This window comes from Lysinibacillus sp. ZYM-1 (genome assembly GCF_001308875.1).
In the GTDB taxonomy this organism is placed as follows: Bacteria; Bacillota; Bacilli; order Bacillales_A; family Planococcaceae; genus Lysinibacillus.
The window spans coordinates 1-15,862 of record NZ_KQ465139.1 but is presented as its reverse complement, the minus strand read 5'-3'; the positions used below and the strand labels follow the sequence as shown (position 1 = coordinate 15,862).

Sequence of the window (15,862 nt, the reverse complement as noted above, 5' to 3'; positions counted from 1 at the left end):
TCATGCTAAAAGTTCAAATATTTTCAAAATAAAAAGAAGCCCAGTTTTTCATGAAGGCTTCTTTTTTTAAGTATTTTATTGTAGTAATTTTCGTCTAAGCAGCTTGTCGGCTCCGTTACGTGGGAGACTGTTTGTAATAATAATTTCTTTTGGCATTTTATATTTAGCCAGCCTCTGTTGACAAAACGCTTGTAATTGTTCGACCGTTACTTGTCCATTTAACACGACAAAGGCAAGCGGTACTTGGCCCCATTGCTCATCATCGACACCACATACACCCGCTTCCTTAACAGCCGGATGTGTGAGTAGCACATTCTCTATTTCTGCAGGATAAATATTTTCTCCCCCAGAAATTATCAAATCTGCTCTACGATCTATCACAAATAAATACCCATCTTCATCTAGATAACCAATATCTCCCGTGTGCAACCAGCCATCTATCGTGGTGCTTTTTTGTACAAAGCGTCCAATATATCCAGGTGTAACATGAGGGCCTCTGATACAAATTTCTCCTTCACCTTGGGCGTTTGGCTCTACAATTTTGATTTGATTAAAAAATAAGGGCTTTCCGGCAGAACCAATCTTCCGTATAGCATCCTCACTTGCTAATGTGGCTGTTTGTGAGGAGGTTTCCGTCATACCATATGTTTGGGCTACAGCTAAGTTTAACGAATGCGCTCTCGTTAAGTAATCAGCTGGCACTGGCCCCCCACCAGCTAACATTAATTTAAAACGTGATGAAACTTTAGCTTTGTGCTGCTCCAACGTATGTAGGATTCTCTCCAACGTCACAGCTACAACTGACATATGGGTTACTTCACCATTGATAATATTTTGTGTAATAGCTTCTACATCAAATTGATCATATAAATAAACTTGATTGCCATATAACAGTGAACGTACTAAAATCGAAAACCCACTAATATGGAATAATGGCACAGCACATAGCCAAATATCATCAGCCTGTAAGCCAATATTTAAAACTGAGGCCGTTGCACTAGCCTGATGGTTGCCAACAGTTTGACGGACTCCTTTTGGAAAACCAGTTGTTCCAGAAGTATACATAATCGTTGTTGTTTGATGCAGTGGCCATTCTCTCACAATATCGAACATACCCTCAGCACTCTCTTCAATCGTTGAAAATATATAATGAGTAGTATTTGAAGGCAACTTATTTACATCCTCATCTGCAATCAACACGGCAACTGCCTCTGAATCCTCTAGCTGGTAAGCAAGTTCACCCTGTGACAGCCTACGATTCAGCATCACCATTTCACATTGCAAATGCATGCATGCGTACATAGTAATCACAAGTTCAGGCTTACTTGGCCCCATAATGGCGATTCGATCCCCTTGCTGAATTCCAAGTCCCACTAATTGGCGGGCACGCTTTATCGATAAATCATTTAATTCTTGAAAAGTCCAGCTTTGCTTTTTATAAGCTAACGCCTTGCGTAACGGTGTTAAATAGGCTCGCTGTAAAATCCAATTCGGATACATATTTGTCACTCCAATCACCCTACATCTTAACGCTTTATCCTATCGCTTGTCTATTCATGATATATTGGCTTCTATCCATCACATTTTTGTTCCTATCCGTCAGTTCTTTTGTTCTATCCGTCACATTCTTTGTTCTATCCGTCACATTCTTTGTTCTATCCGTCACATTCTTTGTTCTATCCGTCACATTCTTTGTTCTATCCGTCACATTCTTTGTTCTATCCGTCACATTCTTTGTTCTATCCGTCACATTCTTTGTTCTATCCGTCACATTCTTTGTTCTATCCGTCACATTCTTTGTTCTATCCGTCACATTCTTTGTTCTATCCGTCACATTCTTTGTTCTATCCGTCACTTTCTTGTTTCTATCCACCACTATCACTTTCCCAGGCATACAAAAAAGCTCGTATCTCTAAAAGATACGAGCTTTACAAGCACCCTAAAGAATCAAGGGAATCTTGGGAATTGACCAAAATCTGGTTGACGTTTTTCTTTGAAAGCGTCGCGACCTTCTTTTGCTTCATCTGTTGTGTAGTAAAGAAGTGTAGCGTCACCAGCCATTTGTTGAAGACCTGCTAAGCCGTCTGTATCTGCATTCATCGCTGCTTTTAAGAAGCGTAAGGCAGTTGGTGACATTTGTAGCATTTCTTCACACCATTGAACAGTTTCATCTTCTAATTGGTCATAAGGAACCACTGTATTGACTAAGCCCATATCAAGTGCCTGCTGTGCATCGTATTGACGGCAAAGGAACCAAATTTCACGAGCCTTTTTATGTCCAATAATACGAGCAAGATAGCCTGAGCCATAACCAGCATCGAATGAACCTACTTTTGGACCAGTTTGTCCAAAGCGAGCATTGTCAGCAGCAATTGTTAAATCACAAACAACATGTAATACGTGTCCTCCACCAATTGCATAGCCTGCAACCATTGCCACTACAGGTTTTGGAATTACACGGATTAAACGTTGTAAATCAAGGACGTTTAGACGTGGGATTTCATCGTCTCCTACGTAGCCACCATGGCCGCGAACTTTTTGATCTCCGCCTGAGCAGAAGGCATGTTCACCTTCACCAGTTAAAATAATTACACCGATATTTTTGTCATCGCGTGCACGTGAAAATGCGTCTATCATTTCCATAACCGTTTTTGGGCGGAATGCATTACGCACTTCGGGACGGTTAATCGTAATTTTTGCGATACCGTTATAGAACTCATACTTAATGTCTTCATAAGTATGTAGTGTAGTCCATTGACGTGTCATTGAATTGCCTCCTATATTCTAAATTCGTCTCGTTACTATCGAGGCGCTAACGTAAAATAGTATTACGTTAAATACTCCTCTACTATTGTAGCAAACTCCGCGGGATTTTCCACATGAATTGCATGTCCTGCGTCATTTACTGTTATATGCCTAACAGTTTTTAATAGCGCTTTCATTTCTAGTGCAATTTGACAAAATTTCTCATCCAAAGAACCAGTAATGAGTAGCACAGGTAATTCTAGTTGGTCCAGACAATGCCAATTCGACGGTTGGGTTCCTGTCCCAATACCTCTTAAGCTTCCGGCTAATCCTTCTTCCTTCTGCGAAAGTCTTTCTGTGCGAATGGCTTCTCGCACAGGGTCAGATAGATGACGCTGCGAAGCAAAAAGCGGTATATTCTCCCATGCATTCACAAAAGAGACTAACCCATTTGTAATAATTTTTTGTGCTAGTATGTCATCTCGCTCAGAGCGTTCATTCCGTTCCTCTATTGTTCGTAAACCAGGAGAAGCACTTTCTAAAACAAGCTTTTGAACACGGCCAGGGAACGAAATGGCATATGATAGTGCGATTCTTCCTCCCATTGAATAACCCAACAGTGTAAATTTCTCTACATTGAGCTGGCAAAACAGTTTCTCTAAGTCTTGTAATTGTTCCCCCATTGAAAAACGCTGGGTCTGCTCTGGAGTAGCTGTTTTCCCATGTCCAATTAAATCAATCGCAATGACGCGGACATTCGGAATGGCTTGTGCTAGATTGTGCCATGTAGCTGTGCTACCTGTGAATCCATGTAAAGCAACTAGTGTGTGGGTACCATTTTCATTCCACACCTCAACATGGGTTTCAAGACCTCGAATCATCAAATTTGTCATGCTTTTAACTCCGAATTAATACGATTCCATAACTCTCGATGGGCCTGAACGTTTTCTGCTCTGTCTGTAAATATTTCAATCAAACGTAAAGGACGTTTTTTGCCTGAAGTAAATTTCTCAGACAGTTCAGAGATTGAATCTACACGTACATAGTCCATATTATACATCTTGGCAATATCACGGAATTCAAGGGCAGTTGGTGTGCCAAAAAGATCCTCATAATGTGCTTCCACTGTTGACTGAGGTAAATAAGAAAAAATACCTCCACCATCATTATTCATCACAAGAATGGTTAAGTTACATTCTTGGTATCTAGAAGCTATCAGACCATTTACATCATGTAAAAAGGCTAAATCACCAATCAATAAATAGGTTTCTCGGTCATTTCCTTGACTGAAGCCCATTGCTGTTGATACTACGCCATCAATCCCATTCGTTCCCCGATTGGCAAAGATACGTAAATCCTTCGGTGTTGCCAATAAAAATGTATCGATATCACGTATTGGCATACTACTGCTAACGAAAATATCGCTACTATCAGGAATCATTTTTAGTAAACGACCGACCATCGCCCCTTCATCTTTTTCTACTTCTGTATACTGTTCAATATAGTTAGAAGCAAGCTGATTGGCTTTTTGCCATTCGGCTAAGTATGACTCCTCCAGTGTTGTGCCCGTGATTATCAATTGTGTCAACCATTGACCAATATTAGCATGAATAAAATGTGTAGATACGCCCGTAGCATCTCTAAACATAGGATCTTCATCAATAATCACGTAAGCGTTTGGCTGTGTTTTTGTAATAAATTGCATGATAAATTTTGAAACAGGCTGCGCCCCAATGCGTAAAACTGTTTCCGGCTGTACAAGTGCTTTAAAATCCTCACTCTTCATAATGGCATCATAGGCTGTCACAAGATATGGCAAACAATCTTCTGGTACAGCGGCACGCATATTCGACAAACTTTCCACTATCACTGGCCATTTCAACTGACGTACAAATTCCCACACAAATGCTAAATCAGTGCCAAGTGCTAATTCTCCAACAATAACAAAGCCTCTTTTAGTCGATTGTAAAATAGAGGAAAGCTCTTGTATAGCAATGCTTGTTGGGATTAATTGTCCCATACTACTGTGCTTAAATGTCATGGCTGGCAGTTCATCCTGAAAATCAATTAATAAAGGCTCACGGAAAGGAACATTAATATGCACTGGTCCAAAAGGTGCACTTGTAGCAATGGCTACTGCCCGAGCAATATGACGCTCAATAAAGGGCAATGTTGGGGCAGCACCATCTGCTAATGGGAAATCTACACTCCATTTCACATGTGAACCATATAAATGAGACTGATCAATTGCCTGTGGTGCGCCAACCTCCCGTAATTCATGTGGTCGATCAGCTGTAATAACAATCAGTGGCACACGCGCATAGCTTGCTTCAACAATTGCAGGAAAATAATTTGCAGCTGCTGTACCAGATGTACATAAGAGGACAACAGGCTTAGCAGTGGCTTTAGCAAGACCTAAAGCAAAGAAAGCAGCCGAGCGCTCATCTACCTGACGATACATTTTTATTTGTTTTGTAGAAGCAACCGCATAGGCAAGAGGTGTTGAACGTGAGCCTGGGCTAACGACAACATTTTCCACACCAGCTTGTACTAGCGATGCGACCATTTTATATACATAATCTGTTAAAATTTTCCGTTCACTCATGTAATTGTCCCCCTAGCGCACGAAGCATTGGACGGAATTTTACTAATGTTTCTTCATATTCAGATTGTGGTTCTGAATCTGCTACGATACCGCCACCCGCATATAAATAAGCTTTATCTTTTAGTAATGCAGCTGACCGTATAGCGACTGCAAATTCACCGTTCCCCTCTGCGTCTAACCAGCCTATTGGCGCAGCATATAGACCACGATTCATTGGCTCGTACTTACGAATAGCTGCCAACGCTTCATTACGTGGCACGCCTCCTAATGCAGGAGTTGGATGTAAAGATTTTGTTAGTTGTAATATCGTAGCATCTTTATTGAGCTGACCTTCGACAGGTGTATATAAATGTTGAATGTCTCGTATCTTTAATAAGCGAGGACTTTCAGGAATGGACATTTCCACACAATTTTTGCGGAATGTGTCCGCGATCATATCGACAACATATTGATGTTCCCCACCGTTTTTTGGATCGTTTAACAAGCTTTGTCCAAAAGCTTCATCTTCTTCTGCTGTCTTTCCTCGCTTGATTGAACCAGCAACACATGATGAAAATGCTCGCCCATCTTCCACTTTTACAAGACGTTCTGGTGATGCCCCGAAAAACAAAAGATCTTTATGCTCTAAGCCGAATAAATAACTTTCTGGCTGTTCATGGATAATTTGCGATAACACTTGTGGGGCAGTTACTAGCTCTTTAAATTGCAGCGCAAGCGATCGTGCAATAACCACTTTATCTGCTTTTTTTTGTTTAATTAAAGCTGTAACTTGGTCAATAGAAGCTAGATAAGGGTCCTTATACGGCTCAAAGTAACTTGATATTTCAGGCTTTGAATACGTTTTCACTTCTTTAACCTGTGCTGCATGAATTAAATGATCTCGTTCTTTTCTCAATGCCTCAAATTTGGCCTCACCTTGCTGATCCTCCGTCAAAAGATGAATGCTCACGTATGCTTTATCATCGCGTATTACAAGTTGAAACGTCGCTAATGCAAAATAAGCTTCTGGGAAATCCGTCCATTCTCCAGCAACATTATTTTGTGGATCAAATGTAAAGCCGCCAAACAAAATAGGTTGTAGCTCACTTTGTCCTTTTATACAGTTTTTCGTTAAACTTTTCCACTCAGCTTCTACAGCATCAAAACGTTCATTTTTTGCATTGTTTTGAATGGTATGGGCATGTCCTAGCCCAACTAATGTCATTGTCTTTTCTCTATTTTGCCAATAAAATCGTTCACCTTTATAACACTCTTCACCTGCTGCATAAAACGCCAGTGCAGATAGGCAACTCACTTCCATTGTTTCCATATAAAAATGAAGGCTTTGGCCCAAAGAGTCCACTTTTACTTCTGTGGCTTGGTACCACTTCTGTTGCATGAAAATTACCTCCGTTGTTGCAGTGTACATAATTAATGATGGCGAAAACACATCATTTTTTGGGTTAGCAACCGTGTCATTTGTACTGTTGCTATTCACCCTATTTTTATTTTCAGTTCATAAATGCATGTTCTATTGTATCACTTTTTTTCATTTAACAGTATGTAATAAGCTGTGAACCTACCCATTTTCTCAATCTTCGTTTAAAATAAGAAGAGTCGACAACATTTGAAGGAGAGAAAGACCTTATGACCAAAGTCATTGAAGCTGATAGGGGTTTTAAAGTTTGGTGGCATTTAACACGTCCACACACTTTAACCGCTTCATTTGTTCCAGTATTCCTAGGAACAGCGATTGCACTAGCAATTGAAAAAGAAACAATTGATTTTGGACTATTTTTTGCTATGCTCATTGCAAGTATGCTTATTCAAGCAGCAACGAATATGTTCAATGAATATTATGATTACAAATTAGGATTAGATAACGAGCATTCTGTCGGAATTGGCGGAACGATTGTCCGTCATGGTGTAAAACCAAAAACAATTATGACGATTGCGCTAAGCTTTTATGCCATTGCCATGTTACTTGGCATTTATATATGTGCCTCAACATCTTGGTGGTTAGCTGCAGTTGGACTAGTTTGTATGCTTATTGGTTTCTTATATACAGGTGGGCCATATCCAATCGCCTATTCACCTTTTGGAGAAATTGTTTCTGGGGCAGTAATGGGAATGGGAATTGTTTTAATTGCTTTCTATATTCAAACGCTTACAATAACACTCGATGCCGTGTTACTTTCAGTTCCAAGCATGATTTTAGTTGGTGCTATCATGCTATCCAATAATATTCGTGATATTGTTGGTGATACAGAAGGTGGACGCAAAACACTAGCTATTTTGGTTGGACGTGATAATGCGATTTCTGTGCTATCAGGCTTTTTTATCGTATCTTATTTATGGGTGATCGCCCTTGTTGCAATTGATGGCATTACTTTTTGGGCTTTAATTATCTTCTTAAGTATTCCTAAGCCATTACGTGCCATTCAAATATTCAGAGACAAAAAAGAAGCCAAAGAAGTGATGCCTGCGATGAAATATACAGCGCAAACCAATACAATCTTCGGCTTCCTATTAGGAATCGGTTTATTAATTGATTATTTCTTATAAAAGTTGCGGCAGCCTTAACGGGTTGCTGCTTTTTTTACATAGCGTTTAAAATTTTGACTAGCGATGCCATGTACTTCTTCCGCTGAAAAGCGAACTCGTAATGCCTCTAATAAATTTTGAGCCTCTCCCGCATGAGCTAAGCCTTTTACCGTCACACCAATACCATCAAAATCTGAACCTAAACCTATATGCTCGACACCTACTAAGTTGGCTAAATGCTCCACATGATCTACCAACTGATCTAGTGTTGCATCTTGTTCACTAATAAAGAGTGGATAATAAACAACATGGATATGCCCCCCTTGTTTTACAAGAGCCTTCGCCTGTGCATCTGTTAAATTACGTGGATGGTCACATAGCGCACGTGCATTACTATGACTTGCAATAATATGTTTTGCTAACGGTAACACATCCCAAAAGCTTTGTTCATTTAAATGTGAGACATCAATAATGATATCGCGCTCATTTAGTAATTGTATGACTTCTTTACCAAATGGCTTCAAACCAAGACTTGCATCTTGTTCAGCTCCATGAGCTACAGCATTTTCTTCATTCCACGTTAAACCTACTAATTTTACGCCTGCATCCAGTACGGCAGTTAGCTTTGTTATATCTTCACCAATTGCACTACAACCTTCTAAGCTTAAAATGGCTCCTATTTCGTGTGGAGCTAATTGTTCTAACTGTGCCCAATCTGTAATATGCACCATGCCCTCTGTTTGTAAAACATGGGTATGAAATGCTTCCATTTGGCGCATGACTTCGAGAAATTGCTGATTTCGAGGGATATCTGGGTCAATAAAGATGGCGAATACTTGAGCTTTTATTTGCCCTAACTGCAATCTTTTTTGATTGACGTGTATACGCACATCCTCTGCAAAACTGGCCGCTTCAAGGGTTGTTAATTTCAAAAGTGCATCACAATGTAAATCAATAATGTTCATATTCTCACCTCTACAGTTATTATACTGCTTTGGTAAGGAAAATACTTACTGATTTTTGTCTTGCGGTGTATCAGAGGAGCCAAATTCTTCAAGCTCTATAAAATCATCCGACCTTGGTGTTGAAGAAAGCACATCCTCTTCCACTGGTCGTAATTGATCTTCCTTCTTTTCTGCATGCTCGACACACGTCAAAGCTTGCGGCATAGCCTCTAAACGTCCAATTGGAATTTCTTTACCACAAACAGCACATTTGCCATATGTTCCGTCTGCCATTGCTTGAAGGGCTTCTTTTATTTCCTCTGCATTGTCACCACGATGCTCATCAATAGCCATTTCTGTAAGCTGATCCGTTAAATCACTGGCATTATCAGCTGGATGATTATCATAATTAGACAACTCTGTCGCTTGGGGACGCTCTGACTCATCTATTCGCTTTTCGATATCTTGTAATTCTTGTTCTAATTGTCTTTTCAATTTTTGCATTACTTGTTGATCCAAAAAAATCTCCTCCTTATGCTTTTATTTTTTCCTAATTTATTATTTCTAAAACATCAGCATAAGGAAGGATTTTTTATTTATTCGTATAAGCTACGATTGCATCATGTAAAAACTGTGCTGCTCCCACTACACTACGCTCGTCGTAATAAGCTGTGAAACGTTCATCCGCTATATACATTTGAGCGAGTCCTACATGTGCCTCTTTAGAATATTCTTTCCATGTAAAGCTCAGCCATCGTTTATGCAACTCCGCGACTTCCATCGCAATATCATTTGTTGCGTCCCCCAGTTCCATTGCCTCTGTTAGACGCTCAAACATTTGCTGCTCTAATTGCTGCATCGCCTGAAATTGTTCCTCCGTCATATTCATAAGCTTAGCATTCGAAGCATCTACAGTTTTATCTCCATATTTGGCGCGAATCTCTTGACCATACTGATTTTCATTATCCTCGATTAACTTTTCTTTAAATCCTTTAAATTTTTCTTCGTTTGACATAGTTTCTTCCCCCTCAATGGATAATATCGTTTTTTCTACTGTCTGTAAGATCATCTCTAGCTGTTCTTTTCGTTTAAGCAAAGCAGCTTTATGTGACTTTAGCGCCTCGGAATGTTGAAAATGAGGTGCCTGAATAATATCCTGAATTGTTGCTAGCTTCATATCCAATGCTCGGTAAAATAAAATCTGCTGCAGCATATCGACTTCAAATTGACCATAAAATCGATAGCCTGCTTCATTAGTTCTAGCTGGTTTCAATAGCCCAATTTCATCGTAATAACGAAGTGTTCTTGTACTTACACCAGATAATTGTGCAAGCTCTTGAATTGTATATTCCATGTTTTCACCTCCACTAATGCTACTGTAAACTTTGACGCAACGTTAAGGTCAATAGGTTTTTTATAATTTTTGCAGGATTAAAAAATGGGCTGCCCATTCACATTTTGGCCAGCCCACTTCCTTTGCTACAATGTTGCATATTTTCCATGCCACACTATTTGTCGATAATTCTCTTTATCCGTGTCACCCTCTGTATTAACCAACAATACTCTTGCATCGCTATCTAACTGCAATGTATCCTTTAATTGGCCGTGTCGCCCATTTGTCATTATTTCATAAAAACAACCAAATGGAGCTGCTCCTGATTCTCCTGCTACAATGCGGGCATCTGTGTTCAATGGATTGCCAAGGATGCGCATACCTGTTGCTGCCACTTCCTCCTCACAACTAATACTTACTTTTGTATAGGCTTTTAAAAGTTGCCATGCCTGAGGATTCGGTTCGCCACAAGCTAACCCTGCCATTATGGTTTGCATGTCGCCACCAACGCTTACAAATTCATTGGTTCCCGCTTTAAAGCTTTCATAATAACAATTAGCTACATGTGGCTCCACTAATACAAACGTGATGTCATGCTCATAGTATTGTGTTAAAAAGGCGACAACTGCTGCTGCAAAAGACCCCACTCCAGCTTGCAAAAACACATGGGTTGGCGCTTGCTGTATCTGTTCAACAATCTCTTGTATAAGTGTTGTATAGCCCTGCATAATCCATAATGGGATTTCCTCATAGCCATTCCACATTGTATCCTGAACTAAAACCCAACCATTTTTTTGTGCAAGCTGTGAAGTATATCGAACAGTGTCATCATAATTCATTGAAGTGATTTCAGCATAAGCTCCCTCATTTTTAATGTTTTGTAAACGTTCCTTGGCACTACCAGCAGGCATATAAATTCGTGCTTGAAAACCGAGCTCTCTAGCAGCCCAAGCTACGCCACGACCATGATTCCCATCTGTCGTTGAAATAAAAGTTAACTCTCCCAACTGCTCTTTTATTGTTGGTGACTTTAACTGTTCAAACGAAAGCTCCTCTATATTTTTATTGAGCTTTTTGGCAACATATTGAGCGATAGCATAAACGCCTCCTAATACTTTAAAGGCATTCAAACCAAATCGTGACGATTCATCTTTTATCAAGATTTTTTCTACACCAATAAATGATGCCAGTGATTCTAAATAATGAAGAGGTGTCTTTTCAAATTTTTCATATGTACATTGGAATTGACCAACTTTCCTTACCTGTTCCAGTGTAAAATGCGAAAGTAAGTCTGTTACTTGGTTGACATTGTCTTTCCCTAGATAATGCTGATTAAGAACCCACTTTAATTTTTCATTCATACCTATCCCCCTCTCTCCACATCTTAGTCGATCTCACTATAAAATACAAAGTACCATCAGCGTGTAGCATAGAAAATAAAAAAAGCTATACACTCACCTTACTCGGTGAATGTATAGCTTATCCATTAATTATTTCGTAAAGATTTCTTCCACTTGATCTAACATAATATTGGCAGCTAGAATTCCTCCAGCCGTATTCCAAATGACATCATCCACTTTATGTGCGTTGCCTTTTTGAACAGCCGTAAGGTTTTTCCAAAGTGGATCTTGTGTCCACTCTTGTTCGGTTGCTAATGCTGAGTCATCACCAGTTGGCATGTATGTGAAGTAGAAAATAACATCCCCATCCATTTTAGGAATTACTTCTTTTCCTACCTCTACAGCTAAGTTTCCTAGTTTTGCATTATCTTTAAATAACTCTGCTTGCGCTGGTACACGTTTAAATCCTAAAGCTTCAAAAATAATACCTGAAAATGAATCTGTGTAATAGATACGAGATTTATCTGCCATAAAGCGAACAAATGAAATTTCTTGGTTTGTTTGATCACCAAGTTTTTCTTTTAGCGCTTGTACCTTATCATCGTAAGCTGTTAATACTTCTTCACCTTTTGTTTCTTGATTTACTGCTTTTGCGTATAATTTAAAATTCTCTTTCCAATCACCACGTAATGTATCTGAAAACACGGTAGGCGCAATTTTACTAAGTTTCGCATAATCTTTTTCTTGTCGTAATTTATTACCAATGATTAAATCCGGTTTTAATGAAGCAATTTTTTCCAAATTAATTTCATGTTCAATGCCGACTACTTCCACACCGTCCATTTGATCTTTAATATGATCATACCATGGATCGCCTGTCCAAGATTGTACCGCACCAACTGGCTTAATACCCAAAGCTAAAAGCGCTTCTGTTCCTTCATTTGTTAGTACAACGATACGTTTTGGTGTATCTTTTACTTCTGTTGTCCCCATGGCATGCTCTACACTGTATGCATCGCTTTCTTTTGGGCTTTCTTCTTTTGTATTATCTTTAGAATTACCGCATGCTGCCAGAACAAAAATAGCAACAATAGCTAGCAATACTAATAGTTTTTGAAATGCTTTTTGCACCTTTTCTTCCCCCATTGTATATGATAAAATATTTAAGCATAATTGACGAGAATGAAAATCACTTTCATTTGTCATTTGAACGATATTAATCTTATTGTATGTACTTATCAGTGTCAATACATAATTTAATAATCATAAAAGAAAAGAGTATAGTTAAACATGATTTTAAAAAATAATTATTCCAAAACGTTTTCTTTAATAGTTGGCGTATTGCTCTTACTTCTTTGTATGGGCATTAGTATTGTCTATGGCTATGCAAATACCTCTATTCAAACGACCTATGAATCTTTTATACATTTTAACAATTCAAATGAGCATATCATTATTCAAAATGTTCGTATTCCTAGAGCGCTTATAGCCAGTTGTGTCGGAGCTTCCTTGGCCATTACTGGTGTACTTATGCAAACTTTAACGAAAAATCCTTTAGCCTCTCCTGGAATATTGGGGATTAATGCTGGAGCAGGCTTTGCAGTTGTTTTTGCCATGATTTTTTTCCATATTTCAGGTTTGCAATCATTTGCATGGATTGCCTTTCTAGGTGCTGCCATCGCAGCTTTATCTGTTTATGCAATCAGTTTTTCAGGAAGAGATGCCGTTACACCAGTGAAAATAACTTTAGCTGGGGCTGCCATTAGTGCCCTTTTTGCATCATTTACACAAGGATTACTTGCCACAAATGAAGCAGAGCTAGAGCAAGTATTGTTTTGGTTAGCTGGCTCTGTACAGGGTCGAAAGCTTGAAATTCTGCTATCTGTACTCCCATATTTAATCATAGGGTGGATAGCCGCTATAGTCATTTCTCCTAAAATGAATATTCTTGCGCTGGGAGATGATGTGGCAAGAGGACTAGGATTACGTTTAGGGCTAATGAAAATATTAGTAGGTCTTATTGTTATTTTTTTAGCAGGAGGAGCTGTTGCTATCGCAGGCCCCATCGGTTTTATTGGCATTGTAGTTCCTCATTTTGCGCGCAAGTTTGTTGGCACTGACCACCGTTGGCTGATTCCCATGGCTGCGTTACTTGGGGGTATTCTATTATTGTTAGCGGATGTGGCAGCTCGTTATATTATCATGCCACAAGAAGTTCCAGTCGGTGTTATGACCGCTATGATTGGCACACCATTCTTTATTTACCTTGCGCGAAAAGGTGGAAAAAAATAATGAAAAATGTAAAAACAATCCGTTTATTTCAGCAAAAAATATCGTTTTTATTAGATGTACAAGCTATGAAAAAATTACTGGTAATTAGCTTTCTAACACTAGCTGTTTTCTTTCTTAGTGCATCATTCGGTGATTCTTTTATCAATCCATTAAAGGTTTTACAAACTATTTTCGGCCAAGGCTCTGATTTTGATCGGTTAATCATAATTGATTTTCGAATGCCTCGAATTTTTATTGCTATGTTCGCTGGCATGGCGTTAGCCGTAGCAGGTGCCGTTTTACAAGGAATTATTAAAAATCCACTTGCCTCTCCTGATATTATCGGAATTTCTGCTGGAGGCGGTGCAGCAGTTGTTGGTTTTCTAGCCATTTTTAGTGATTCCAACCACTCTTTAACGGTTAGTATAGAGTGGATGCCATTAGCAGGCTTTATTGGGGCAACTGTTGTTGGGTTTTTTGTTTACCTATTTGCATGGAAAGATGGTGTCACACCAAATCGTCTTGTCTTAATCGGTATTAGTGTATCAGCATTAATGCAAGCGATTACGACCATGCTAATGATTATTGGTCCAATCTATCAAGCAAGTGAAGCCAATAAATGGATTACTGGAAGCGTTAAAAGTGCCGATTGGAATCAAGTTCAAATCGTTGTCCCATTAATCCTAATACTCCTACTTGTCACATTCTTCATTACACGACAGTTAAATGTCCAAGAATTAGGTGATGACACTGCAGCAGGCTTAGGACAATCCGTTCAGAAAACCCGTCTTTATTTAATTCTTTTATGTTGCTGCTTAGTAGCAAGCGCCATTTCTTTTGCAGGGGCAATTGGATTTGTAGGATTGATGGCCCCTCATATTGCCCGTCGTATCGTTGGTTCATCGTTCGGAGTACTTGTTCCAACATCTGCAGCCATTGGAGCATTGCTTGTAATGATTGCAGATGTTATCGGTCGTACTGCATTTAGCCCTTTAGAAGTACCAGCTGGTGTCTTTACTGCTGCCATCGGTGCTCCTTATTTCATCTATTTATTATTTAGAAACCCTAATAAATAAAGGAGTCCATACTACATGACTGAATCCTTATTAACCAAATCCCTAACATTAAGTTATGGTGATTCCAATATTATCGAAGATCTCAATTTATCTATCCCTTTGAATGAAATTACTGTATTGATTGGCGCGAATGGCTGTGGCAAATCCACACTATTACGCTCAATCGCTCGATTACTAAAACCAAAAAAGGGATCGGTTTTATTAGATGGCGAAGATATTTTTAAATTATCTACAAAACAAGTAGCCAAAAATCTTTCTATTCTTCCTCAAGCACCAGTAGCGCCAGAGGGATTAACGGTCCTACAGCTTGTTAAACAAGGACGATTTCCTTACCAAAGTTGGCGTCAGCAATGGACGGAGAAAGATGAAGAAATTGTGTTAAATGCCTTAAAAGCGACAGGTACTGATCATTTACAAGATAGACCGGTGGACGAGTTATCTGGGGGGCAACGTCAACGTGCATGGATTGCTATGACACTTGCTCAAGATACAGATATTATACTTTTAGACGAACCTACGACATATTTAGATTTAACCCATCAAATAGAAGTTTTAGATTTATTATTTGAATTAAATCAACAGCAAAAGCGAACAATTATTATGGTCTTACATGATATTAATCTCGCTTGCCGTTATGCCGATCATATAATAACTGTGCGTGATCGAGGAGTTTATCGTCAAGGTAAGCCTGAGGAGATCATGACGACAGAATTAGTTAGTCATGTATTTGATCTTGAATGTCAAATGACGTCAGATCCAATCTTTGGAACGCCCTTATGTATTCCTTATGGAAAAGGACGAAATATTTCTTAATGTCATCGAAAAACAACAAGCCTTCGCAGCGTCATTTTTCTGCGAAGGCTTTATTTTTATGTTTTCAATTGATAAAAAAAGTGCAGTAGATGTAAATTCATCTACTGCACTTAGTATGACCCGTACGGGATTCGAACCCGTGTTACCGCCGTGAAAGGGCGGTGTCTTAACCACTTGACCAACGGGCCAATGGCGGAGAAGGAGGGATTTGA

General features: G+C 39.1%; 15 protein-coding genes and 1 tRNA gene. 4 read left to right on the top strand and 12 right to left on the bottom strand.

All coding sequences use genetic code 11. The features are described 5' to 3' along the window. Positions 1-75 precede the first annotated feature (75 nt). The 6 genes from AO843_RS20095 to AO843_RS20070 form a co-directional block, all read right to left on the bottom strand. Positions 76-1,500: an o-succinylbenzoate--CoA ligase gene (locus AO843_RS20095; protein WP_054612852.1), complete on the bottom strand. Its 1,425-nt coding sequence runs from the start codon at positions 1,498-1,500 to the stop codon at positions 76-78. Positions 1,501-1,534: 34 nt separating this feature from the next. Beyond that, entirely contained in the window at positions 1,535-1,894 is a 360-nt protein-coding gene (locus AO843_RS20090; RefSeq protein ID WP_054612851.1) for a hypothetical protein, read from the bottom strand. A gap of 53 nt (positions 1,895-1,947) precedes the next feature. Then, entirely contained in the window at positions 1,948-2,766 is an 819-nt protein-coding gene (menB, locus tag AO843_RS20085; protein WP_054612850.1) for a 1,4-dihydroxy-2-naphthoyl-CoA synthase, read from the bottom strand. 62 nt (positions 2,767-2,828) lie between these two features. Then, a complete protein-coding gene (gene menH, locus AO843_RS20080) occupies positions 2,829-3,638 on the bottom strand; it encodes a 2-succinyl-6-hydroxy-2,4-cyclohexadiene-1-carboxylate synthase (protein WP_054612849.1) in 810 nt (269 codons plus the stop codon). Continuing rightward, on the bottom strand, positions 3,635-5,350 hold the full coding sequence (gene menD / locus AO843_RS20075; protein ID WP_054612848.1) for a 2-succinyl-5-enolpyruvyl-6-hydroxy-3-cyclohexene-1-carboxylic-acid synthase: 1,716 nt from the start codon (positions 5,348-5,350) through the stop codon (positions 3,635-3,637). The genes menH and menD overlap by 4 nt, the downstream gene beginning before the upstream one ends. Further along, positions 5,343-6,728 carry an isochorismate synthase gene (locus AO843_RS20070; RefSeq protein WP_054612847.1) on the bottom strand — a complete coding sequence of 462 codons (1,386 nt, stop codon included), beginning with the start codon at positions 6,726-6,728 and terminating at the stop codon, positions 5,343-5,345. Before AO843_RS20070 ends, menD begins: the two co-directional genes overlap by 8 nt. 248 nt (positions 6,729-6,976) lie before the next feature. On the opposite strand from AO843_RS20070, the gene AO843_RS20065 reads away from it, so the two are divergent. Next, entirely contained in the window at positions 6,977-7,894 is a 918-nt protein-coding gene (locus AO843_RS20065) for a 1,4-dihydroxy-2-naphthoate polyprenyltransferase (RefSeq protein WP_054612846.1), read from the top strand. Positions 7,895-7,908: 14 nt separating this feature from the next. Here AO843_RS20065 and AO843_RS20060 read toward each other — a convergent pair whose 3' ends face one another. The 5 genes from AO843_RS20060 to AO843_RS20040 all read right to left on the bottom strand — a co-directional run bounded on the left by AO843_RS20060 (position 7,909) and on the right by AO843_RS20040 (position 12,636). Continuing rightward, the gene (locus AO843_RS20060) at positions 7,909-8,838 is read right to left on the bottom strand and encodes a dipeptidase (protein ID WP_054612845.1); all 930 of its coding nucleotides are present in this window, start codon (positions 8,836-8,838) and stop codon (positions 7,909-7,911) included. Between the two features lie 45 nt (positions 8,839-8,883). Then, the gene (locus AO843_RS20055) at positions 8,884-9,336 is read right to left on the bottom strand and encodes a TraR/DksA C4-type zinc finger protein (RefSeq protein ID WP_054612844.1); all 453 of its coding nucleotides are present in this window, start codon (positions 9,334-9,336) and stop codon (positions 8,884-8,886) included. A 73-nt stretch (positions 9,337-9,409) separates the two neighbouring features. Further along, positions 9,410-10,171: a MerR family transcriptional regulator gene (locus AO843_RS20050; RefSeq protein ID WP_054612843.1), complete on the bottom strand. Its 762-nt coding sequence runs from the start codon at positions 10,169-10,171 to the stop codon at positions 9,410-9,412. A 125-nt stretch (positions 10,172-10,296) separates the two neighbouring features. Continuing rightward, entirely contained in the window at positions 10,297-11,511 is a 1,215-nt protein-coding gene (locus tag AO843_RS20045; RefSeq protein ID WP_054612842.1) for a diaminopropionate ammonia-lyase, read from the bottom strand. A gap of 129 nt (positions 11,512-11,640) precedes the next feature. Next, positions 11,641-12,636 (bottom strand): ABC transporter substrate-binding protein, encoded by a 996-nt coding sequence (locus AO843_RS20040; RefSeq protein WP_054612875.1) that lies wholly within the window; start codon positions 12,634-12,636, stop codon positions 11,641-11,643. A 144-nt stretch (positions 12,637-12,780) separates the two neighbouring features. Between AO843_RS20040 and AO843_RS20035 the strand changes: the two genes are divergently transcribed. Genes AO843_RS20035 through AO843_RS20025 form a run of 3 tightly spaced genes read left to right on the top strand, consistent with a single transcriptional unit; the run spans position 12,781 to position 15,650 of the window. Then, positions 12,781-13,782, top strand: coding sequence for a FecCD family ABC transporter permease (locus AO843_RS20035; RefSeq protein WP_054612841.1), 1,002 nt, complete (start codon positions 12,781-12,783; stop codon positions 13,780-13,782). Continuing rightward, on the top strand, positions 13,782-14,837 hold the full coding sequence (locus AO843_RS20030) for a FecCD family ABC transporter permease (protein ID WP_054612840.1): 1,056 nt from the start codon (positions 13,782-13,784) through the stop codon (positions 14,835-14,837). Before AO843_RS20035 ends, AO843_RS20030 begins: the two co-directional genes overlap by 1 nt. A 15-nt stretch (positions 14,838-14,852) precedes the next feature. Then, positions 14,853-15,650, top strand: a complete 798-nt coding sequence (locus AO843_RS20025) for an ABC transporter ATP-binding protein (protein WP_054612839.1) — start codon at positions 14,853-14,855, stop codon at positions 15,648-15,650. Positions 15,651-15,766: 116 nt separating this feature from the next. On the opposite strand, the gene AO843_RS20020 is transcribed toward AO843_RS20025, so the two are convergent. Then, a tRNA-Glu gene (locus AO843_RS20020) sits at positions 15,767-15,838 on the bottom strand. Positions 15,839-15,862 lie beyond the last annotated feature (24 nt).

Excerpts from the sequence above, each read along its gene's own strand:
- AO843_RS20095 (WP_054612852.1), bottom strand. The coding sequence starts at position 1,500 with ATGTATCCGAATTGGATTTTACAGCGAGCCTATTTAACACCGTTACGC.
- AO843_RS20090 (WP_054612851.1), bottom strand. The coding sequence starts at position 1,894 with ATGCCTGGGAAAGTGATAGTGGTGGATAGAAACAAGAAAGTGACGGAT.
- menB (WP_054612850.1), bottom strand. The coding sequence starts at position 2,766 with ATGACACGTCAATGGACTACACTACATACTTATGAAGACATTAAGTAT.
- menH (WP_054612849.1), bottom strand. The coding sequence starts at position 3,638 with ATGACAAATTTGATGATTCGAGGTCTTGAAACCCATGTTGAGGTGTGG.
- menD (WP_054612848.1), bottom strand. The coding sequence starts at position 5,350 with ATGAGTGAACGGAAAATTTTAACAGATTATGTATATAAAATGGTCGCA.
- AO843_RS20070 (WP_054612847.1), bottom strand. The coding sequence starts at position 6,728 with ATGCAACAGAAGTGGTACCAAGCCACAGAAGTAAAAGTGGACTCTTTG.
- AO843_RS20065 (WP_054612846.1), top strand. The coding sequence starts at position 6,977 with ATGACCAAAGTCATTGAAGCTGATAGGGGTTTTAAAGTTTGGTGGCAT.
- AO843_RS20060 (WP_054612845.1), bottom strand. The coding sequence starts at position 8,838 with ATGAACATTATTGATTTACATTGTGATGCACTTTTGAAATTAACAACC.
- AO843_RS20050 (WP_054612843.1), bottom strand. The coding sequence starts at position 10,171 with ATGGAATATACAATTCAAGAGCTTGCACAATTATCTGGTGTAAGTACA.
- AO843_RS20045 (WP_054612842.1), bottom strand. The coding sequence starts at position 11,511 with ATGAATGAAAAATTAAAGTGGGTTCTTAATCAGCATTATCTAGGGAAA.
- AO843_RS20040 (WP_054612875.1), bottom strand. The coding sequence starts at position 12,636 with ATGGGGGAAGAAAAGGTGCAAAAAGCATTTCAAAAACTATTAGTATTG.
- AO843_RS20035 (WP_054612841.1), top strand. The coding sequence starts at position 12,781 with ATGATTTTAAAAAATAATTATTCCAAAACGTTTTCTTTAATAGTTGGC.
- AO843_RS20030 (WP_054612840.1), top strand. The coding sequence starts at position 13,782 with ATGAAAAATGTAAAAACAATCCGTTTATTTCAGCAAAAAATATCGTTT.
- AO843_RS20025 (WP_054612839.1), top strand. The coding sequence starts at position 14,853 with ATGACTGAATCCTTATTAACCAAATCCCTAACATTAAGTTATGGTGAT.